This window comes from Mycobacteroides sp. LB1 (genome assembly GCF_013449725.1).
Classification (GTDB): Bacteria; Actinomycetota; Actinomycetes; order Mycobacteriales; family Mycobacteriaceae; genus Mycobacterium.
The window spans coordinates 296,775-312,272 of the sequence record NZ_JACCFF010000006.1 but is presented as its reverse complement, the minus strand read 5'-3'; the positions used below and the strand labels follow the sequence as shown (position 1 = coordinate 312,272).

Genomic DNA, 15,498 nt, shown 5'->3' with positions numbered 1-15,498 from the left:
TCGTCAATTAGTGCCTGCCTACGGGGCGTGGCAGCGCGTAGCATCCGGTGCGTGAGTGAACCTGTGATCCGCGCAGGCAGCAGCATCTGGCGCCGCACCGATGGGAAGCACACGGGCGTGGGCCGCGACGAGCCCGCGGCCGAGTGCGGCAGCGAGCCGGAGACGATCGAGACCAGCGAGCCTGGCCCCGTCTACATCTGGGATGGCGCGACGCCCGAGGACCGGCAGGGCGGATTCGCGGTCGACGAGTACCACCCGGGGTCGGCGGTGACCGGGCAGATCGTGATCGCTGCTGCGCACAAGCCGCCGTTCGGTGAATGGGAACAGCTCACCGAGTGGCCCGCCTAATCCTTGGCTAGTCCTTTGAGAAGGCCAGCGCCAGCTTCTTCTCCAGGTTTTCGTACGGCTCCCCCGAGATGTCGACAACCACCTGGGCGATGGTTCCGCCGGTGAACGCGTACGGCACTTTGTAGGCCGAGGACACTCCCGAGCCGCTGTTACGCCCGACGGACAAGCCAGCCCCGGCCAACCCGAATGTGCCCGGGTGGGTTTCGACGCCCGGCAGTGACCCGACGACCTGTTCGTCGATGAAGAGCGTCACGTCGCCGACTGGGGTATGACTGCCCGCGACGGTGCCGGTCTTGGTGAAACGGGCGCCGAGCACGTGGGCGCCCAGCGGCACCGCGCCCGACGAGGACACCTTCTGCTCCTTCTCCCCCATGAAGTTGTAGATGTAGTGCAGCCGCCCGTCCTGCATGAACAGCACGTGGCCGCCGTGGGCGCCGCCCTGTTTGAAGATGACGCCCTCGGCCCCCGTCGTGTCGATCGATACCTCGGCGAGCACCGAGAACGACTGTCCCCGAATCTCTACCGCGGCACCGAGACCGACTTCGGCGGTGTTCGGGTAGTAGATGAACGAGGTGCGCTCTCCCGCCAGGTAGGGCCGCCACCTGGTGAGGGTTTCGAGGATGTTCAGGTCGGCCAGCGGCAGGCCGTTGTATTTGGCGGCCTCATCGAACCAGAGCTGTTTGAGCTCTTCGAGTTTCGCGGGCTCGGCCTGCGCAAGGTCGCGACACTGGCTGCGGTCGGACTCGATGTGGAACAGCTCCCAGCGGTCCTTGTCGAAGTTCGACCAGCCCGAGGGCGTGGCGGCGTGCACGGTGTTGGCGAACCAGCCCTTGTGCCAGATACCGCGGGTGCCGAGCATTGTGTAGAACTGGGTGTCCTTGCCGGTCTGTGCTTTTGGGTCCTTAAGTGCTGCGGTGAAACTCACGCCGTCAAGCGGTTTCTGGGCGATGCCCTTCACCGCCTCGGGGGGTGTCATGCCCAGCAGGTCGTAGATCGTGGGGGTGATATCGCTGACGTTGACGTAGGTGTCGCGGACCTGGCCGTGCGCGGCGATCCCGTTGGGCCAGCTGATGATTGCGGTGTCCGCGATGCCGCCCTCGTGTGAGGCGTAGCGCTTGTAGAGCTTGTAGGGCGTGTTGAAGGCCATCGCCCAGCCAATTGGATAGTGGTTGTAGGTGTCGGTGCCGCCGAGGTTGTCGTAGAAGCGCAGGCTCTCTTCGGCGGTGTCGATGTAGCCGTTGAAGAACTTCACCTCGTTGACCGAGCCGTTGGGGCCGCCCTCACCGCTGGCGCCGTTATCGGAGATCACCACGATGATGGTGTTGTCGAGCTGGCCCGACTCCTCCAGGTAGTCCAGGACGCGGCCGATCTGGTCGTCGGTGTAGCTCAGGAACCCGGCGAACACCTCGGCCATCCGGGAGAACAGGCGCCTCTCCTCGTCGTTGAGCGAGTCCCAGGGGCGCACGGTGTCCTGTAGCGGCCAGGGTTCGCCATTGGGTCCCTTGACGTCGAGATACGGGTTGACGGGCGATAATTCGGTGTCCGCGGGTACGATGCCGAGCTTCTTCTGGTTCTCCAGCACAATCTCGCGGTACAGCTCGTAGCCCATGTCGAACGTGCCGGCGTACTTGTCGGCCCATTCCTTGAAGACGTGGTGCGGGGCGTGCCCGGCGCCGGGACACACGTAGGAGAACCATGGCTTGTCGGGCGCGATGACCTTGGCGTCGCGGATGAACTCGATGGTCTTGTCGGCAATGTCCTTTGACAGGTGATAGCCGTCCTCGGGAGTGGCGGGCGGATTGACGGGGTGGTTGTCGTAGACCAGGTCCGGGTACCACTGGTCGGTCTCGCCGCCCATGAAGCCGTAGAACCGCTCGAAGCCGCGCGAGAGTGGCCAATGCCGTTTGGTGGCCGCGAGATTCGCTTCTTCCAGCGGGGTCAGGTGCCACTTGCCCACGCAGTAGGTGTTCCAGCCCTTTTCGGCGAGCACCTCAGAGAGCAGCGCGGTGTCGAACGGGATACGGCCGTTGCAGTTCGGGAAGCCGTCGGTGAATTCCTCGATGGTGGCCATGCCCACGGTGGTGGCGTTGCGGCCAGTCAGGAGCGATGCCCGGGTAGGCGAACAGAGCGCGGTGGTGTGGAACTGCGAAAGCCTGACGCCGCGCTCCGCGATGCGGCTCATGGCAGGCATCTCAACCAAGCCGCCGAAGCAGTCCCAGGTGGCGATGCCGGTGTCATCCCAGACGAGATACAGGATGTTGGGGGCACCCTCGGGAGCCGTCGGAGCGGCGTAGGGAGTCCAGTCAGGCTCGGAATCCCTGATGTCCAAGGCGATTTTGCCGTTGAATCCGGAGTCTGGTGATCCCGTCATGGCCGCTCCCTCGTAGGGGTTTCAAGATCCAAGAACGGTGTGATCGTAGCGAGGTGATGGGGCCGCTGAGAGGGCTTCCACCCGAATATCAGGCAACTCCAAGGGCACAGTCAGTTCGGTGGCTCAGTTCACCGGTCCAGGCACTTGGTTCACCTTGCGAAGTTAGAGTGCATACGTGCCCTCCTTATCCATGCGCTCTGTGAGCGTGTCTGTGCTGGCCACCGTTGCCGCCATCTTTGGTTCTGCTGGCGTAGCGGTGGCGGCGCCGCACGATTACTGCGCCGACCTCAAGGGCAGCAATACCGGCAAGACGTGTGAGATCCGCCTCTCCGATACCGGGTACAGCGTCGACATCACCATTCCGCTGAACTACCCGGACCAGAAGCCGATCGCCGAATACGTTGCCAAAACGCGCGACGCGTTCCTCAACACGGCCAAGTCTGGCGCGGCCCGCAGTACGCCGTCTCAGTTGAGCATCAAGCCAACGGAATACACCTCGGCGATTCCCCCGCGTGGCACGCAGACCGTGGTGTTCAAGGTGTACCAAAACGCCGGCAGCGGGCAGCCGCAGACGACGTACAAGGCGTACAACTGGGACCAGAGCTATCGCAAGGCGATTCTCTACACGGCCGCAGCGGACGACAAAGAAAATGTGCCGCTATGGCGGGTGGACGATCCGCTGAAGACCGTCGCGCCGGTAGTCCAGGCTCAACTGCAGCAACAGCTGGCACCGCCGGTCGCGCCTCCCACGCCGACTACAACCTCGGGACAGCCGACTACCACCACGTCGGCCACCACTACGACGCCACCTCCCCCACCGCCGCTGCCGTTCTCACCGGCTTCGCTGTACAACCCTGCCAACTACCAGAATTTCGCGGTGCTCAACGACGGGGTGATGTTCTTCTTCGACCAAGGCGCGATATTGCCCGACTCATACGGGGCGTTGCAGGTGCTGGTGCCGCGGTCGGCGATCGACCCGATGCTTACGTAGCGCTTTCGACTTCTTCTCGGTCACCGAGATAAAGACGCGGGCGTATCCGGCTTGGCGACAAGGCATCTCATCGCCTCGCTGTCATGCCGACTGCGGGTGGCGTTGCGTCCGTCGAGCAGCGATGCCCCCGACGGGTGAGAGCGCACTTACAGCACAGGCCACCGAAGCCCCCCGTATCTCTCTGTCTCCACGGATCAAAGCCCGGTTGTATGGACGCACCCTTCAAACCTCCGTTGTTCTATCGACGGCGCTGGCTACCATCGGGCCATGCAGCACGAACATCACCAGTGGCTGGAGGACGTGAACCGGTCCATCGTTGAAGCCTACGAACGTGAGCAAGAAGCAGCGCGTCAAGCGAACAAGATCCAAGAAGTTGGCCATGGTGTTGAGTCAGTCTGGGATGAAGTGCTCTCAGATTGGCTACCTCCTGACTATGAGATCCGTAAGCGCAAGTACCTGCTGCTTGAGACGGAAGATGGACCTGCCAAGTCGAGAGAGGTCGATCTGGTTGTGTTCCATCCCCACTATCCGAAGCCACTTCGGAAGAAGCGCGATGTCCTGGCATCGGGAGTCGCCGCTGCGTTCAGCGTGAAGCGCACGGTCAACCGCAAAGAGATCGCTGAAGCTTATGAACAAGCCGCGATGATCCGACAGGGTATGAAGATTCGTGAGGGGACACCACGGGATCACCTGGCACCACCCATGTTTTTCGGCCTTCTGGCCGAGTCGCATAGCTGGAAGAAGGCCGACGATCCGAAGCTCAAGGTGAAGGCTTTGGTTGAGGGGTTCGACAAGGACGTCAGAACGCCTCGTGACGGGCTCGACATGCTGTGCGTAGCCGATCTCGGTTATTGGGTTCGCTCAACATCGATCGTCAAGGGCGAAATTCTACGTTCGATGAGGATGCCGCTCTCGCTAGCGCAGAACATACCCCCGGAGATAGCCGAGCTTATGAGCGGGCAAGACATCGTGATGTCTGGGCTCCGTCACGACTACGACGACGAAGATCCACTATCCCCGCTCGCTCATTTAATTGGATCGCTGTGGGGAAAGCTAGCCATCAATGACAAGACTCTCCGGCCGCTAGCAGATGGTTTCCGAATTACGAAGACCTACCCTGATCGCGGGGGTCTCACGTTCAGGCGGTGGCCCCTTGTTGAGGTGACGAACGAGCACATCGCCAAGAACGTGAAGAGGGGATTCATCCCAAACGCTGATTGGCAGTACTTGTTCTAGCTACTCTCCAAATGCTCAGATCGGCTGCCAGGGAACGCGATCGACCGTTGATTCGACCCACATCACCGCCCGCGACCTGTCCCTGACCGCCAAACTGCGCTTGGATGAAGAGACACGTCGGGCTGCAACGCCAGGACGCCAGGCGCCACAACGCCGGCGACTCATGCCGACACCAGGAGGGGAGGAGACAAAGGTGACCAAGGAGCGCATCGAAGGCGATATGTCATGCGACGCGGGATTTCTGGTCCTGCCCGAGTGTCTGGATCAGAGCTACGAGTCGCGTATGCCCTGCTTCCCGCTGACGGTGAGGCTCCCCAGGTTTGATCCGGACGTGCATCACCACAATCTCATCGCGCCCCACTCCAATTTCCGAGCCGAACGAGATAAAAGGGATGCGGCAGAAGCCCATTACGCCGGTGATAGCGCATGGGGGTCCATGCAAGAGTGGAGCGACCCGGACCCCTCGGAAGACTGGAACACTGCCGTCCTCCCGCCGAAATACTTCGTAGTGGAGCAACTTCGCTTCATCACAGAAGGCGCAGCAGGCGATGATGACGAGTTTCAGCACACTCGCGACCATCTGGTCACACACCGAACTACCTGGTGGTCGTTGCTGGCGGACTGGATCGGAGTGGTAAGCATGCAGGACCTGATCGAACTCGGCAGACAGCGGCGTCAGTCATTCAGTCGGACAACTATGTGGATCACTGAGCCGCGGTACGGGCAGGAGCCAGGGTTTTCTTGGGTTCAGATGCCTCAACTACGGCCGTATGTCGGAGATCCTTTGACTAAGGCTCAGCTGGAAAGGTGCATGTCGCTTACCGGCGAAGCGAGGCAGCCACCCGATGCCCGGCTGATGCTTCGGGATGCGCGCTCACTCCTGAACACAGGGGAATATCGTCGAGCCATTCTCGACGCGGGTACGGCCGCGGAACTTGCCCTCACGGCAAGACTCGACGCGCATCTCGCGGTCAACAGCAACCCCGACATGGCCGAAGCGCTGATGGACAAGCACAGGATGCTTGGGCCCCTAACAGAGCTTGCGAGGAAGTTAAAGGTCGCCGCACTGCCCGACCGGTTCGGGCCGCAAGTGATCGAGCCACGAAACAAGGCCGTGCACGGCGGTAAGGAGATGACGAAGGACGTCGCCGAGAAGGCGGTGGCGACCACTTCGGAATTACTCCAAGCAACCCACCCGCTGTCAGATTTCGACTTTCCGTCAGCCTGAACACAGGTTTCCTTGCCTGTTATCGCCACACAACGCCGCACAGCATGGCGCAGGTGTTCGATGCTCCCGTCCTATCGCATCGCTGGGGCCGGTCACACAGATCACGCAGACCAGCTTTACCGGAGCTGGCGTATCGCCTGACTGCTCTGAACTACCACCACGCTCATCGCGTAGCACTTGCGACGATTCGATTCGTTAGCACGATGTCGTGGATAACCGCTGCTATCCAACTGGTTTCGGATATGTGTTCGCCACCGCTAACAGACCTGCGAAACGGGTGGGCGCCGGCTATCTTGCGTTAGGTCGAGCCGATCCGCCAGCGTCAGATGCCGGTTCACCGATAACACCCCACTATGGCACGGTCGGGAACTATCGGACTGTCGGTTCGAATGGGTTGCGCACCATAGCTGGCCATCGCAGGTCCCTCTGTACTAAGCGTCGGCCCCAACCCTGCCATCCGTGACGCTCTTCCAGACAACTCGCGGCCTCGGTGCTTGCGGCCATTTGTGCAGCCGATCAGATGCTGGCTCGGGAAGTGTTGGGCCTATGGCGAGCAGACCAACGCCAGCTCGCCCAACGCGCCGGGCGAGGCAGCTTCAGTGGGTCACCTGCGATGGACGACTTGTATCTGGCGGAACCACCGATGCACCTAGCGGCTCACGTTCTATCGATTCAAGACAAATTCACCTCGAGGCCTGGACGTCAGACTTATGTGCAGGCGCATCCTCGGCCGCCAAGGAGCCGGGCCCTCGACGTCGTCGGTTGGGAAACCCTTGCCAGATCTCCGAGAACTCGCTTGGGTACCTGGGCGTGAACCTCAGAACTTCGTTTGGATCGCCAAAACTTGCTGCGCGAAGAAGATACTGGGCCTCCACTAGTCGCGGCAGGCCCATCCAATCAAGTGTTGTAGGCCTCGCAAAGAAATGCTCGTAGCTTCGAGGTCCGATGAATTCATGGATTCGTTGACCCCACCGATCTTGGACCACGGCTGCTGGGGAGAACATAAGACGACAGAAGCCCATGTTTTCGATCTTACTAACGCTTTGCCGGGTCGCCTCAAGGGCATTCTCAATACGGGTGACATTAGGCGCAATTCGACGATAATGCATGTAGTCGTTACGGACTTGGTTGACTTCAGCTTTGGCCATCGATTGCGAAATTTGCTCTAAACTCTCTATGATGCGATCTTGACTGGGTCTGGAGAGGTCAAGAAACGGCAAAGTTGAACGCAAAAGGTAACGCTTAAGTTCGGTCTTACCATCAAACTCCGGAATCTCCGCGGCCGGACGCTCGTAAAGTTCTGGTGTAACGCGGCAGCGGTCGAGATGCTTAGCGAGCACCCGAAAGCCGTCCATGAGAGCTCGAAGATCGACGCGCGAACCGGTGTAGTCGATATCGTAAGTACCGCCAGCGGATTCTATAACCCAAGCACTTTGCAGTAGAGCCAGACCCGCCTCACGGTCATCCGAGTTATCGTAAGTGAACGGCATGTCCGTTCTGGTGTGATCTACAAGCAAGGCCCATGATGTAAACGCGAGAGAATCGAGCAGAAGACCCTCAAGTATCGTGAAATAGGGCATTGCGGTTTCTTGAAAACGCTCCGAACTGCTTGCCACCGTCAGCGACTGTGTAAGCGCCCAGAGACGTTCGTGCCGCTCCCAAAATGACTTATGCGGATCCTCGTCCGACTCGATAGGAAAACCGAGTTTCCAGAGCAGCGTCTCGATAAGGGCCGTATCCGTTAATCCTTCATCGTGATCAACCCCGACTTCATGGCAGGCGGTGACTGCATTAGATTTGCGTGCCAAGACAAGGCGTCTGAGCGCTTCCGTAGGAGCCTTAGTTTGGTAAAAATGCTCTAACTTTTCATCAAGATCCTCGATATCGATCCCCCGCAACTGCCACTCGAGCTCTTGAACGTCGGTACCCGGTTCGCGCACATAGAGCTTGTTGAGGAGTCGACGTTCTCGCAGCAGTGCAAGACCAGGATCATCCGAGACGAAGCGGACTCCGTAATGCCCCAGCTCGGCATGCAGGCGGAACGCGCCTGAACGGACGTTGCGGTTGACGACGGGTCTGCGCACATCACCCCGCGGCACCTTAATATCTCCCGCACGAACCAACCGATCGAGAGCACAAGCAATCGGTTCTTCTCTTGCAAGTAGAACTATTTGAAGCAACTCGGCCCTACCGAGAGCCTCGACACATGATCTGGCGTCGCCAACGTTCAGAAATGGCGAGACGGCCTCACGAAGCTGACCCTTAGTGTTGTCAAACAGATTGGATACCAGGCTCCGCAACTCGCCATCCGACAACGTATCGCCGACTAGTGGCAGCAATACCGCAATCTGCTGGTCGCCGTAGCGAGTGCTTGCTCCACCGCTGAGCTCTGCAGCGTATTGCCACCAGTCGCTAGCGTCTGCAGGCATATTTTGGAGGGCGTCTTCCAACTTCACACGATCGCGATTTATTGACGCGTTGCTTCCCGTTTGTAACGAAACTGGATGGATCGCAAGGCACGCAGGAACCGAGCAGTGGTAACCGGGTACGCGTCGACTTGCCGATATCTTCCGGGGCTCAGAGCTTTGGCATACTCCGTAGGGACCAATCGTAAAAACTCCATATTGGAAGACACCGCTAGGCAGCTTCTCTAAAAGTCGAAGAGTCTCTTCGTTGGACAGGAATTCCCGCTCGTCATCGAACATTTCTGCATAGGTATCATAGAATTCACGGCCATAGATAAATGGGAATCTGATTGCACCCTTCTTAATCCCCGCGTCGATAGCCTCAGAGAGCTTGATGATGTCGGTCGCATCGATATCAACGAAAATTTCATCATGCCCCAGAGTTAGCGCGCACATGAGGCGCGCGTCCTTCGCATTTACTTTTTGCCGAAGCAGTCGGCCCATTAGCTTGTTGCCGGCCTCGCTCAACTTTATAGCCGCGTTTAACTCATCCGAGACAACATAGTTGTCAGAAATGATGCAGTCTGCGAGAGCCTCCATCAGTCCACAGAACTCTATGAATTTTTCCCGCCAATCTACATCCGGGTAGTCAACTTTGAGCTGATCGACCGTTCGGCCCGCCATCGCACCTCCATCTAGTCAAGCGGATGCTGGTACGTCCTAACGACGCACGCCACGAGGTCACCACTTTAGGCTCAATTGGTAGCTGATCGATCAGATTGCACGAATCAGTCCCCGCAAGCCGATACAACCTGGCTTTCATCAAGACGCAGCAGCCAAGCACAGCTTGCCGACTCACGTCACTGCAACACTGCGCAATCAACACTCGCTGCCCGCAGATCGCGCGAAACCTCCGACCCAAGTTAGGACACCACTGTGAAGGCCGGCTAGAACGCAAAAGCAGCAGAGGCAGATCGAAGTACCGATCGGTGTGCATAAGGCCAGCGCATCGCTTCGCCGTCGCATCTATTCTCGATAGCTAGGTTAGAGGCCAAGTCACCGCTTTGCGCCCACCGAATTAAGGAGCCCGCTGACGCCACAACAAAACGACGACCGGGAGCACTCATAATCGGACCCCAGGACTTAAAGCCATTGCGTCGGATGTGTGTTCTCAGGCCACCTGCACCCCAGTGCAGAACATCAACCCCGGCCAACCATTCAGAAGTAGGGCGGGCGGGGCTCGAACCCGCGACCAATGGATTATGAGTCCACGGCTCTAACCAACTGAGCTACCGCCCCTAGCAGCACTGAACTCTAGCCGATCTGCCGCCAAGGCCCTGGAAGCCAGGTCACCTACCGTCGCGATCCACGTTGCACGAGGTCGGCTTCACCTCAGCGGCCCGGACCTTCTCCCGGCTCACGTTGTACTCGTACCAGGGCGCCGTCGCCCGCTGTTGCTCCGCCATCCGTCCCTGCACGCATTCCCGCACCTCCTCGGGCAGCGACTTCGTCGCCTCGAAAGCATCCGAGGATAGGCTCCCCATGTACCACTGATCGATCTTGCCGGTCTGCTCAAAGAACTGAACGTTGCGCTGCGCCACATAGCTTTCCGGGTTGAAGATCGCCAGCCCCAGCATCCCGAACGCACCGACCGCCACCACCGCGGTGGGCAGCCACCGGGCACTCATCCGGATTCCCGCCACCAGGATCAGCACCAGTACAAGACCCATGCCCAGTTCGATCCAGCGCACCAACAACCGCTCCACGCTGTACCCGTACGCGTTCTCGTACAACGACATCCGGTGAATGGCCGAGGCCACGATCACCAGCGTGGTGATACACAGCCCGCCGATCAGCACCCGCAGGTAGAGTCGGTCGCGGGCATCGTCACGCCCCGCCACCCGGATCGCCACCGCGATCACGCCCATCACCAGGATGGTGACAAACAGCAGCTGCCAAAAGCCCTGCCGCGCATACTCCGCGTAGGTCAACCCCTCAGTGACCTGCACATGCTCATCTCCCCCAAACAACACCGAGATCTGCACGCCCACAAACGCGATGAACAGCAGGTTCAGCGCGGCCAGCGGCAGGCTCCACTCCCAGCGCGGCAGCTTCTTGGGCTCGGTCGGTGCCAACCGGTCAAAGCTCGGAGGCTGGGCCAACACGTAAATGGCGCCCAACGCGAACCCGCCGACCAACACACCGACGACAACCCGCCCGACCACATCCCCGAACGACACGAACGGCAGGACCCCGCTGATCAATACGCTGAACCGCGCATCGGCGTCGGCCAGCAGTGCGCCAAACGCCGCCACCAGGCCGAGCGTCACCAACACGACGATCGCCGCCCGGTCCGGGCTGATCTTGCGTCCGCGCGACATCGTGCGGGTCCCCCGGCGCATCCAGCCCGCCACCCGAAACGGCGCCCTCAGCATCACGAACTGCCCGTAGATCAGTCCCGTCCAGGTCCGCGCGGGAGCCAGTGCGTACACGAACAACGCCCCCGACGTCAGGACACACAGCGCGACAAGCCATCCCGCATCACGCACGGTTGGCACCACCGCCAGGCACAGCGCCAGCAGCAGTGCACCGATGCGCGTGGCCGTCCACTGCACCCTCTGCGACGCGAGGGCCGCCAGAGCCACCGTGAACGCCGTCAGCGTCCAGCCCAAGCCCGGAAGCGAGGACCGCCAGCACAACGCCGCCACTAAACCCGCGCCCGTACCGCTGAGCAGTGCGCCCTGGGTCATCTTGGAGCGGATGTCCCGCGGCCAGGCCGTCAGGAACCGCGACGGCGGCCCGAAGATCGGCACCGGCGGGCGCGGCACGGGCGGCCCTGCAGGCCCAGCCGGAACTGGTGCCCCCGGAGTCGTATACGGCGGCGGCGACACTATCGAACCAGTTGTCATGAATTCCCCTCCTGTGAATCTGAATCAAACTGCGGCAATGTGACTCGCACCCGGCAGCCGGGTGCGTCCACGATTTCGATACGGCCGCCGTGTAGATCGACGGCCCATCGCGCGATGGCTAGCCCCAAACCGGTGCCGCCGTCGCGCGATCCCCCGTGGGTGAATCGCTCGAACACTCTTGATCTTTCGTGCGCGGCGATGCCGGGCCCGGTGTCGGCGACCTCGAGTAACAGCGCGCCGTCCTCGGCGCGGGCGAACACCGACACCTGTCCCCCGGGCGGGCTGTGCCGCGAGGCGTTGTCCAGCAGGTTGGCCACCACTTGGTGCAGCCGGGCGGTGTCGGCGACCGCTTCCAGATCGAATGGCTCGACGGTCACGTGATAGCGCACCGGGCGCCCAATCGTCTTCACCTCCGCGACTGCGTCGTCCACGAACTCACGCACCGCGAACGATCTGCGTTGCACCGGAACCGATCCGTTTTCCAGCTTCGACAGATCCAGCAGATCATCGACCAGCCGGCCCAGCCGCTCGGTCTGCGCCAGTGCGGTTTTCAGCGTCGCAGGGTCCGGCTCGGCCACCCCGTCGACGATGTTCTCCAGCACCGCCTGCAGCGCCGTGATCGGCGTACGCAGCTCATGCGAGACATTCCCGACCAGCTCACGCCGATATCGCTCCGCGGACTGCAGCTCGGCCGCCATGTGATTGAAAGCCGTTGCCAGCTGGCCTACTTCATCGCGGGAGGTCGAACGAATCCGGCGCGAGTAGTCGCCTTGCGCCATCGACCGAGCCGCTGCCGTCATATCGCGCAGCGGAGAGGTCATCCCGTGCGCCAGAAACCATGTCACCCCAAATGACACAAACAGCGCGAGCGTGAGCGCGTACCGCAGCTTCCACTCTGCGGTGATCCAGAGAAGGCACGTGGCAATCAGCAGCGCCACCCCCACCAGCACCGCGGTCTTGAACTTGAAGGAGCGCAACGGATCCAGCGGGCGCGGTAGAAGTTCCAGCAGTTGACTCATCGCGGCACCTCCAGTGCATACCCGATCCCGTGCACGGTGCGAATCAGCTCTTGACCGAGCTTGCGACGCAGCGCCTTGATGTGGCTGTCCACGGTGCGCTGGCCCGACGGCAGCCCATCGCTCCAGCCCCACACCTGATCGAGCAGGCGCTCCCGGGTGATCGCCACCCTCGGATTGCCGGCTAGGTACGCCAGCAGATCGAACTCGGTACGGGTCAGATGCACCTCATCGTCTCGGTGGTACACCCGGCGTTCGGAGACGTCGATCCGCACGTAGCCCACCTGCATATCGGTGCTCGGCGCCGCGGCTCGCTCGGTGCGGCGCAGCAGCGCCGCGACTCGGGCAACCAGCACCCGCATGCTGAACGGCTTGGGCAGATAGTCGTCGGCACCCACCCCCAGGCCCACCAGCATGTCGGTCTCGGTGCCGCGCGCGGTGAGCATCAGCACGGGAATCGGCGCGTGCGCCTGCACCTGGCGGCAGACCTCCAGCCCGTCGAGCCCGGGCAACATGACGTCCAGCACCATCAGGTCCGGCGGGTTTTCGCGGCAATGCCGCACCGCATCGAGGCCGTTGTCCTCGGTGTCTACCGAATATCCCTCGGCGCGAAGCCGCGCGGAGATTGACGCACAGATAGTGGGCTCGTCATCGACAACCAAGATTCTTCGCTGACTGGGCACATGAACAGCCTATTTGACGCTTGTGGCGATCGCTGGAGCCTTTTGTGGAGGTTCTGTGGAGGTTCACCTAACTACTTCCCCATCGCCTACACATTAGTCATACTTCATGTATCCGATACCAGCAGTATGCCTATTCGTATAGACTCCGTTCTGCTCAGCAAACCGCACGAATAAAGACTCTTGACCAGGAGAAACAGGATGAGGGAACAGGCACTGACCGCCACTGCGATCTCCATGGAGACTCCCGACGTGGCTCCGCCCGTCGACGCAGGCCACGTCGCATTGCACGCTCGCAACGTCACGTTCGACTTTTCACACTCCCCCCTGACCTGGGTTCCGGGCGAACCGATCGCCTCCTACGCCCTCTCGGCGTTGAACCTGATGCTCCCGGTCGGCGAGCAGATGTTTGTCGACGTGTTCAGCCGTGCCCTGCCGTACATCAAGGACGAACGCCTGCGGGAAGACGTCATCGGATTCATCGGCCAAGAGAAGATGCACTCAGACACCCACGACCACGCGCTGCGTGAGTACTTCACCCAGCACGGCATCGACCTGAGCGTGTGGATCAAGCACTCCGAGCAGCTGTTCGAACAATTTCAGAAACGCATGGACTCGCTGCCGCCGAAACTCCAGTACCGCGTCATGGTCCAGGGCGTGACGATGATCGCCGGTCTGGAACATCTGACCTCCACCGCCGGCGATTGGCTACTCAACTTCGACTTCGAGAAGTTCGGGGCCGACCCGGTCATCACCGACATGTTCCGCTGGCACGGCGCCGAGGAGGTCGAGCACCGCAGCGTCGCCTGGAATCTCGCCCGTTACTTCGGGGCCAGCCGTACTCGGCTGATGGTCTACTACCTTGCCAGCTGTGTGCCTATTGTCGGCGGACTGGTCACCGGAGGCTGGCTGCTGGCCCGCGCGGACCCGTCTTTACCCAAGTTCGGTGCACGCCAGTTTGCACGAGAACTAAGACTCGCCATGAAGCGAGAGGCGACGCTGAGTTTCGCTCTGCTCGGAAAGGCGTTCAAGGCCTATCTGCGGCCCGATTTCACCCCGGAAGCCATCGGCGACACAGCGCAGGCCGTCGCCTATCTCGCGAAGTCTCCGGCGGCCAAAGCCGCCACCGCCGCATGACGAGACCTCATCCGTCGCCACCGCACGCCCCGGGCAGGCTGGACACCCTGATGCGGCTCATGGATCGCGTGGCGCCGCCGGTGTTGACGGCGCTGGACAAGGCGATGCCGGTCGTGTTGCGGTTGGCGCCACTGATTACTCCCAAACCTCCCGAGCCGGAGCTGATAGACCGGACGCTGCACCTGGTGGTGCGCAGCCGATCGGTGGTGGCCGCCGACGACAACGTGGTGAGCCTGGTATTCACTGCACCGGACGGCGGCGAGCTGCCCAGCTGGCGGTCTGGTGCACATCTCGATGTCACCCTGCCCTCCGGTGCGCTGCGCCAGTACTCGCTATGCGGTGACCCACGCAATCGCTCCTACTACCGGATCGCGGTACGGCGCATCCCCGACGGCAATGGCGGCTCCGTCGAGCTGCACGACGAGGTCCGAGTCGGCGACACTCTGCAGATAAACGGGCCACGAAATGCCTTCCCGCTGGCCACTTCCGGACATCTTAATACGGCCAAACGCCAGTTCCATTTCATCGCGGGCGGTATCGGTATTACTCCCATCCTGCCCATGCTGGCCACCGCCTCCGACCTATGGCTGCCCTGGACGATGACCTATGTGGGCCGCAGCAAGGAGTCGATTCCGTTCCGCGAGGAGCTCGCTCGCTACGGCGATCGCATCACCATTCGCACCGATGACGAGTTCGGGCTGCCCACCGCCGAAGACCTGATCCCGGAGCTCCACTCGAACCTGGCGGTCTACTGCTGCGGACCGGGACCGATGCTCAAGGTGGTACGGGACGCGGTCGCCGAATACCCGGGTGCAGAGCTGCATTTCGAGCGATTCGCCGCACCACCCATCGAAAATGGGGTGCCCTTCGACGTCGAGCTGAAGCGCAGCGGCGCAGTCATTTCCGTCCCCGCCGACCGCAGCGCCCTGGAAACGATACTGGCCACCCGCCCCGGTACCGCCTACTCATGCAGGCAGGGATTCTGCGGTACCTGCAAAGTACGCGTGCTTGACGGCGTACCCGATCACCGCGACACCATCCTGACCGACCAGCAACGCGCCGCCGGAGACATGCTGATCTGTGTCTCACGCGCCGAAGGTGGACGTTTGATTCTGGATCTCTAGGCAGCACACCGATATTCGGTGATTTTTGTTCATTCCGGGTGACCGGGAGTCAC

11 protein-coding genes and 1 tRNA gene are annotated in these 15,498 nt (G+C 61.2%); 6 read left to right on the top strand and 6 right to left on the bottom strand.

The genetic code is table 11. The features are described from left to right. The first annotated feature begins 51 nt into the window (after positions 1-51). The gene (locus tag MLB1_RS21540) at positions 52-348 is read left to right on the top strand and encodes a hypothetical protein (RefSeq protein ID WP_371750678.1); all 297 of its coding nucleotides are present in this window, start codon (positions 52-54) and stop codon (positions 346-348) included. 7 nt (positions 349-355) lie between these two features. Here MLB1_RS21540 and MLB1_RS21535 read toward each other — a convergent pair whose 3' ends face one another. Beyond that, positions 356-2,719, bottom strand: a complete 2,364-nt coding sequence (locus tag MLB1_RS21535; protein WP_180751860.1) for an arylsulfatase — start codon at positions 2,717-2,719, stop codon at positions 356-358. A gap of 175 nt (positions 2,720-2,894) precedes the next feature. Here MLB1_RS21535 and MLB1_RS21530 point away from each other — a divergent pair, with 175 nt between their 5' ends. The 3 genes from MLB1_RS21530 (at position 2,895) to MLB1_RS21520 (ending at position 6,174) form a co-directional block, all read left to right on the top strand. Further along, positions 2,895-3,710 (top strand): RsiV family protein, encoded by an 816-nt coding sequence (locus MLB1_RS21530; RefSeq protein ID WP_371750677.1) that lies wholly within the window; start codon positions 2,895-2,897, stop codon positions 3,708-3,710. A gap of 267 nt (positions 3,711-3,977) precedes the next feature. After that, positions 3,978-4,946, top strand: a complete 969-nt coding sequence (locus MLB1_RS21525) for a DUF6602 domain-containing protein (RefSeq protein ID WP_180751859.1) — start codon at positions 3,978-3,980, stop codon at positions 4,944-4,946. A 193-nt stretch (positions 4,947-5,139) separates the two neighbouring features. After that, entirely contained in the window at positions 5,140-6,174 is a 1,035-nt protein-coding gene (locus tag MLB1_RS21520) for a hypothetical protein (protein WP_180751858.1), read from the top strand. A 683-nt stretch (positions 6,175-6,857) separates the two neighbouring features. On the opposite strand, the gene MLB1_RS21515 is transcribed toward MLB1_RS21520, so the two are convergent. From MLB1_RS21515 to MLB1_RS21495, 5 genes are all read right to left on the bottom strand, one after another. Next, the gene (locus tag MLB1_RS21515) at positions 6,858-9,263 is read right to left on the bottom strand and encodes a hypothetical protein (RefSeq protein ID WP_180751857.1); all 2,406 of its coding nucleotides are present in this window, start codon (positions 9,261-9,263) and stop codon (positions 6,858-6,860) included. Positions 9,264-9,804: 541 nt separating this feature from the next. Continuing rightward, positions 9,805-9,878: transfer RNA gene (locus MLB1_RS21510), tRNA-Ile, on the bottom strand. A 50-nt stretch (positions 9,879-9,928) separates the two neighbouring features. Beyond that, entirely contained in the window at positions 9,929-11,488 is a 1,560-nt protein-coding gene (locus MLB1_RS21505) for a DUF4173 domain-containing protein (protein ID WP_180751856.1), read from the bottom strand. Next, positions 11,485-12,507 (bottom strand): HAMP domain-containing sensor histidine kinase, encoded by a 1,023-nt coding sequence (locus MLB1_RS21500; protein ID WP_180751855.1) that lies wholly within the window; start codon positions 12,505-12,507, stop codon positions 11,485-11,487. The genes MLB1_RS21505 and MLB1_RS21500 overlap by 4 nt, the downstream gene beginning before the upstream one ends. Further along, complete coding sequence (locus MLB1_RS21495) at positions 12,504-13,166, bottom strand: response regulator transcription factor (RefSeq protein ID WP_180751936.1); 663 nt, start codon at positions 13,164-13,166, stop codon at positions 12,504-12,506. The genes MLB1_RS21500 and MLB1_RS21495 overlap by 4 nt, the downstream gene beginning before the upstream one ends. A gap of 255 nt (positions 13,167-13,421) precedes the next feature. On the opposite strand from MLB1_RS21495, the gene MLB1_RS21490 reads away from it, so the two are divergent. Then, complete coding sequence (locus MLB1_RS21490) at positions 13,422-14,321, top strand: metal-dependent hydrolase (protein ID WP_180751935.1); 900 nt, start codon at positions 13,422-13,424, stop codon at positions 14,319-14,321. 50 nt (positions 14,322-14,371) lie between these two features. Next, entirely contained in the window at positions 14,372-15,445 is a 1,074-nt protein-coding gene (locus MLB1_RS21485) for a PDR/VanB family oxidoreductase (RefSeq protein ID WP_180751934.1), read from the top strand. Positions 15,446-15,498 lie beyond the last annotated feature (53 nt).

Coding starts and splice junctions, on each gene's coding strand:
- MLB1_RS21515 (WP_180751857.1), bottom strand. CDS start 9,263: ATGGCGGGCCGAACGGTCGATCAGCTCAAAGTTGACTACCCGGATGTA.
- MLB1_RS21525 (WP_180751859.1), top strand. CDS start 3,978: ATGCAGCACGAACATCACCAGTGGCTGGAGGACGTGAACCGGTCCATC.
- MLB1_RS21485 (WP_180751934.1), top strand. CDS start 14,372: ATGCGGCTCATGGATCGCGTGGCGCCGCCGGTGTTGACGGCGCTGGAC.
- MLB1_RS21505 (WP_180751856.1), bottom strand. CDS start 11,488: ATGACAACTGGTTCGATAGTGTCGCCGCCGCCGTATACGACTCCGGGG.
- MLB1_RS21500 (WP_180751855.1), bottom strand. CDS start 12,507: ATGAGTCAACTGCTGGAACTTCTACCGCGCCCGCTGGATCCGTTGCGC.
- MLB1_RS21490 (WP_180751935.1), top strand. CDS start 13,422: ATGGAGACTCCCGACGTGGCTCCGCCCGTCGACGCAGGCCACGTCGCA.
- MLB1_RS21535 (WP_180751860.1), bottom strand. CDS start 2,719: ATGACGGGATCACCAGACTCCGGATTCAACGGCAAAATCGCCTTGGAC.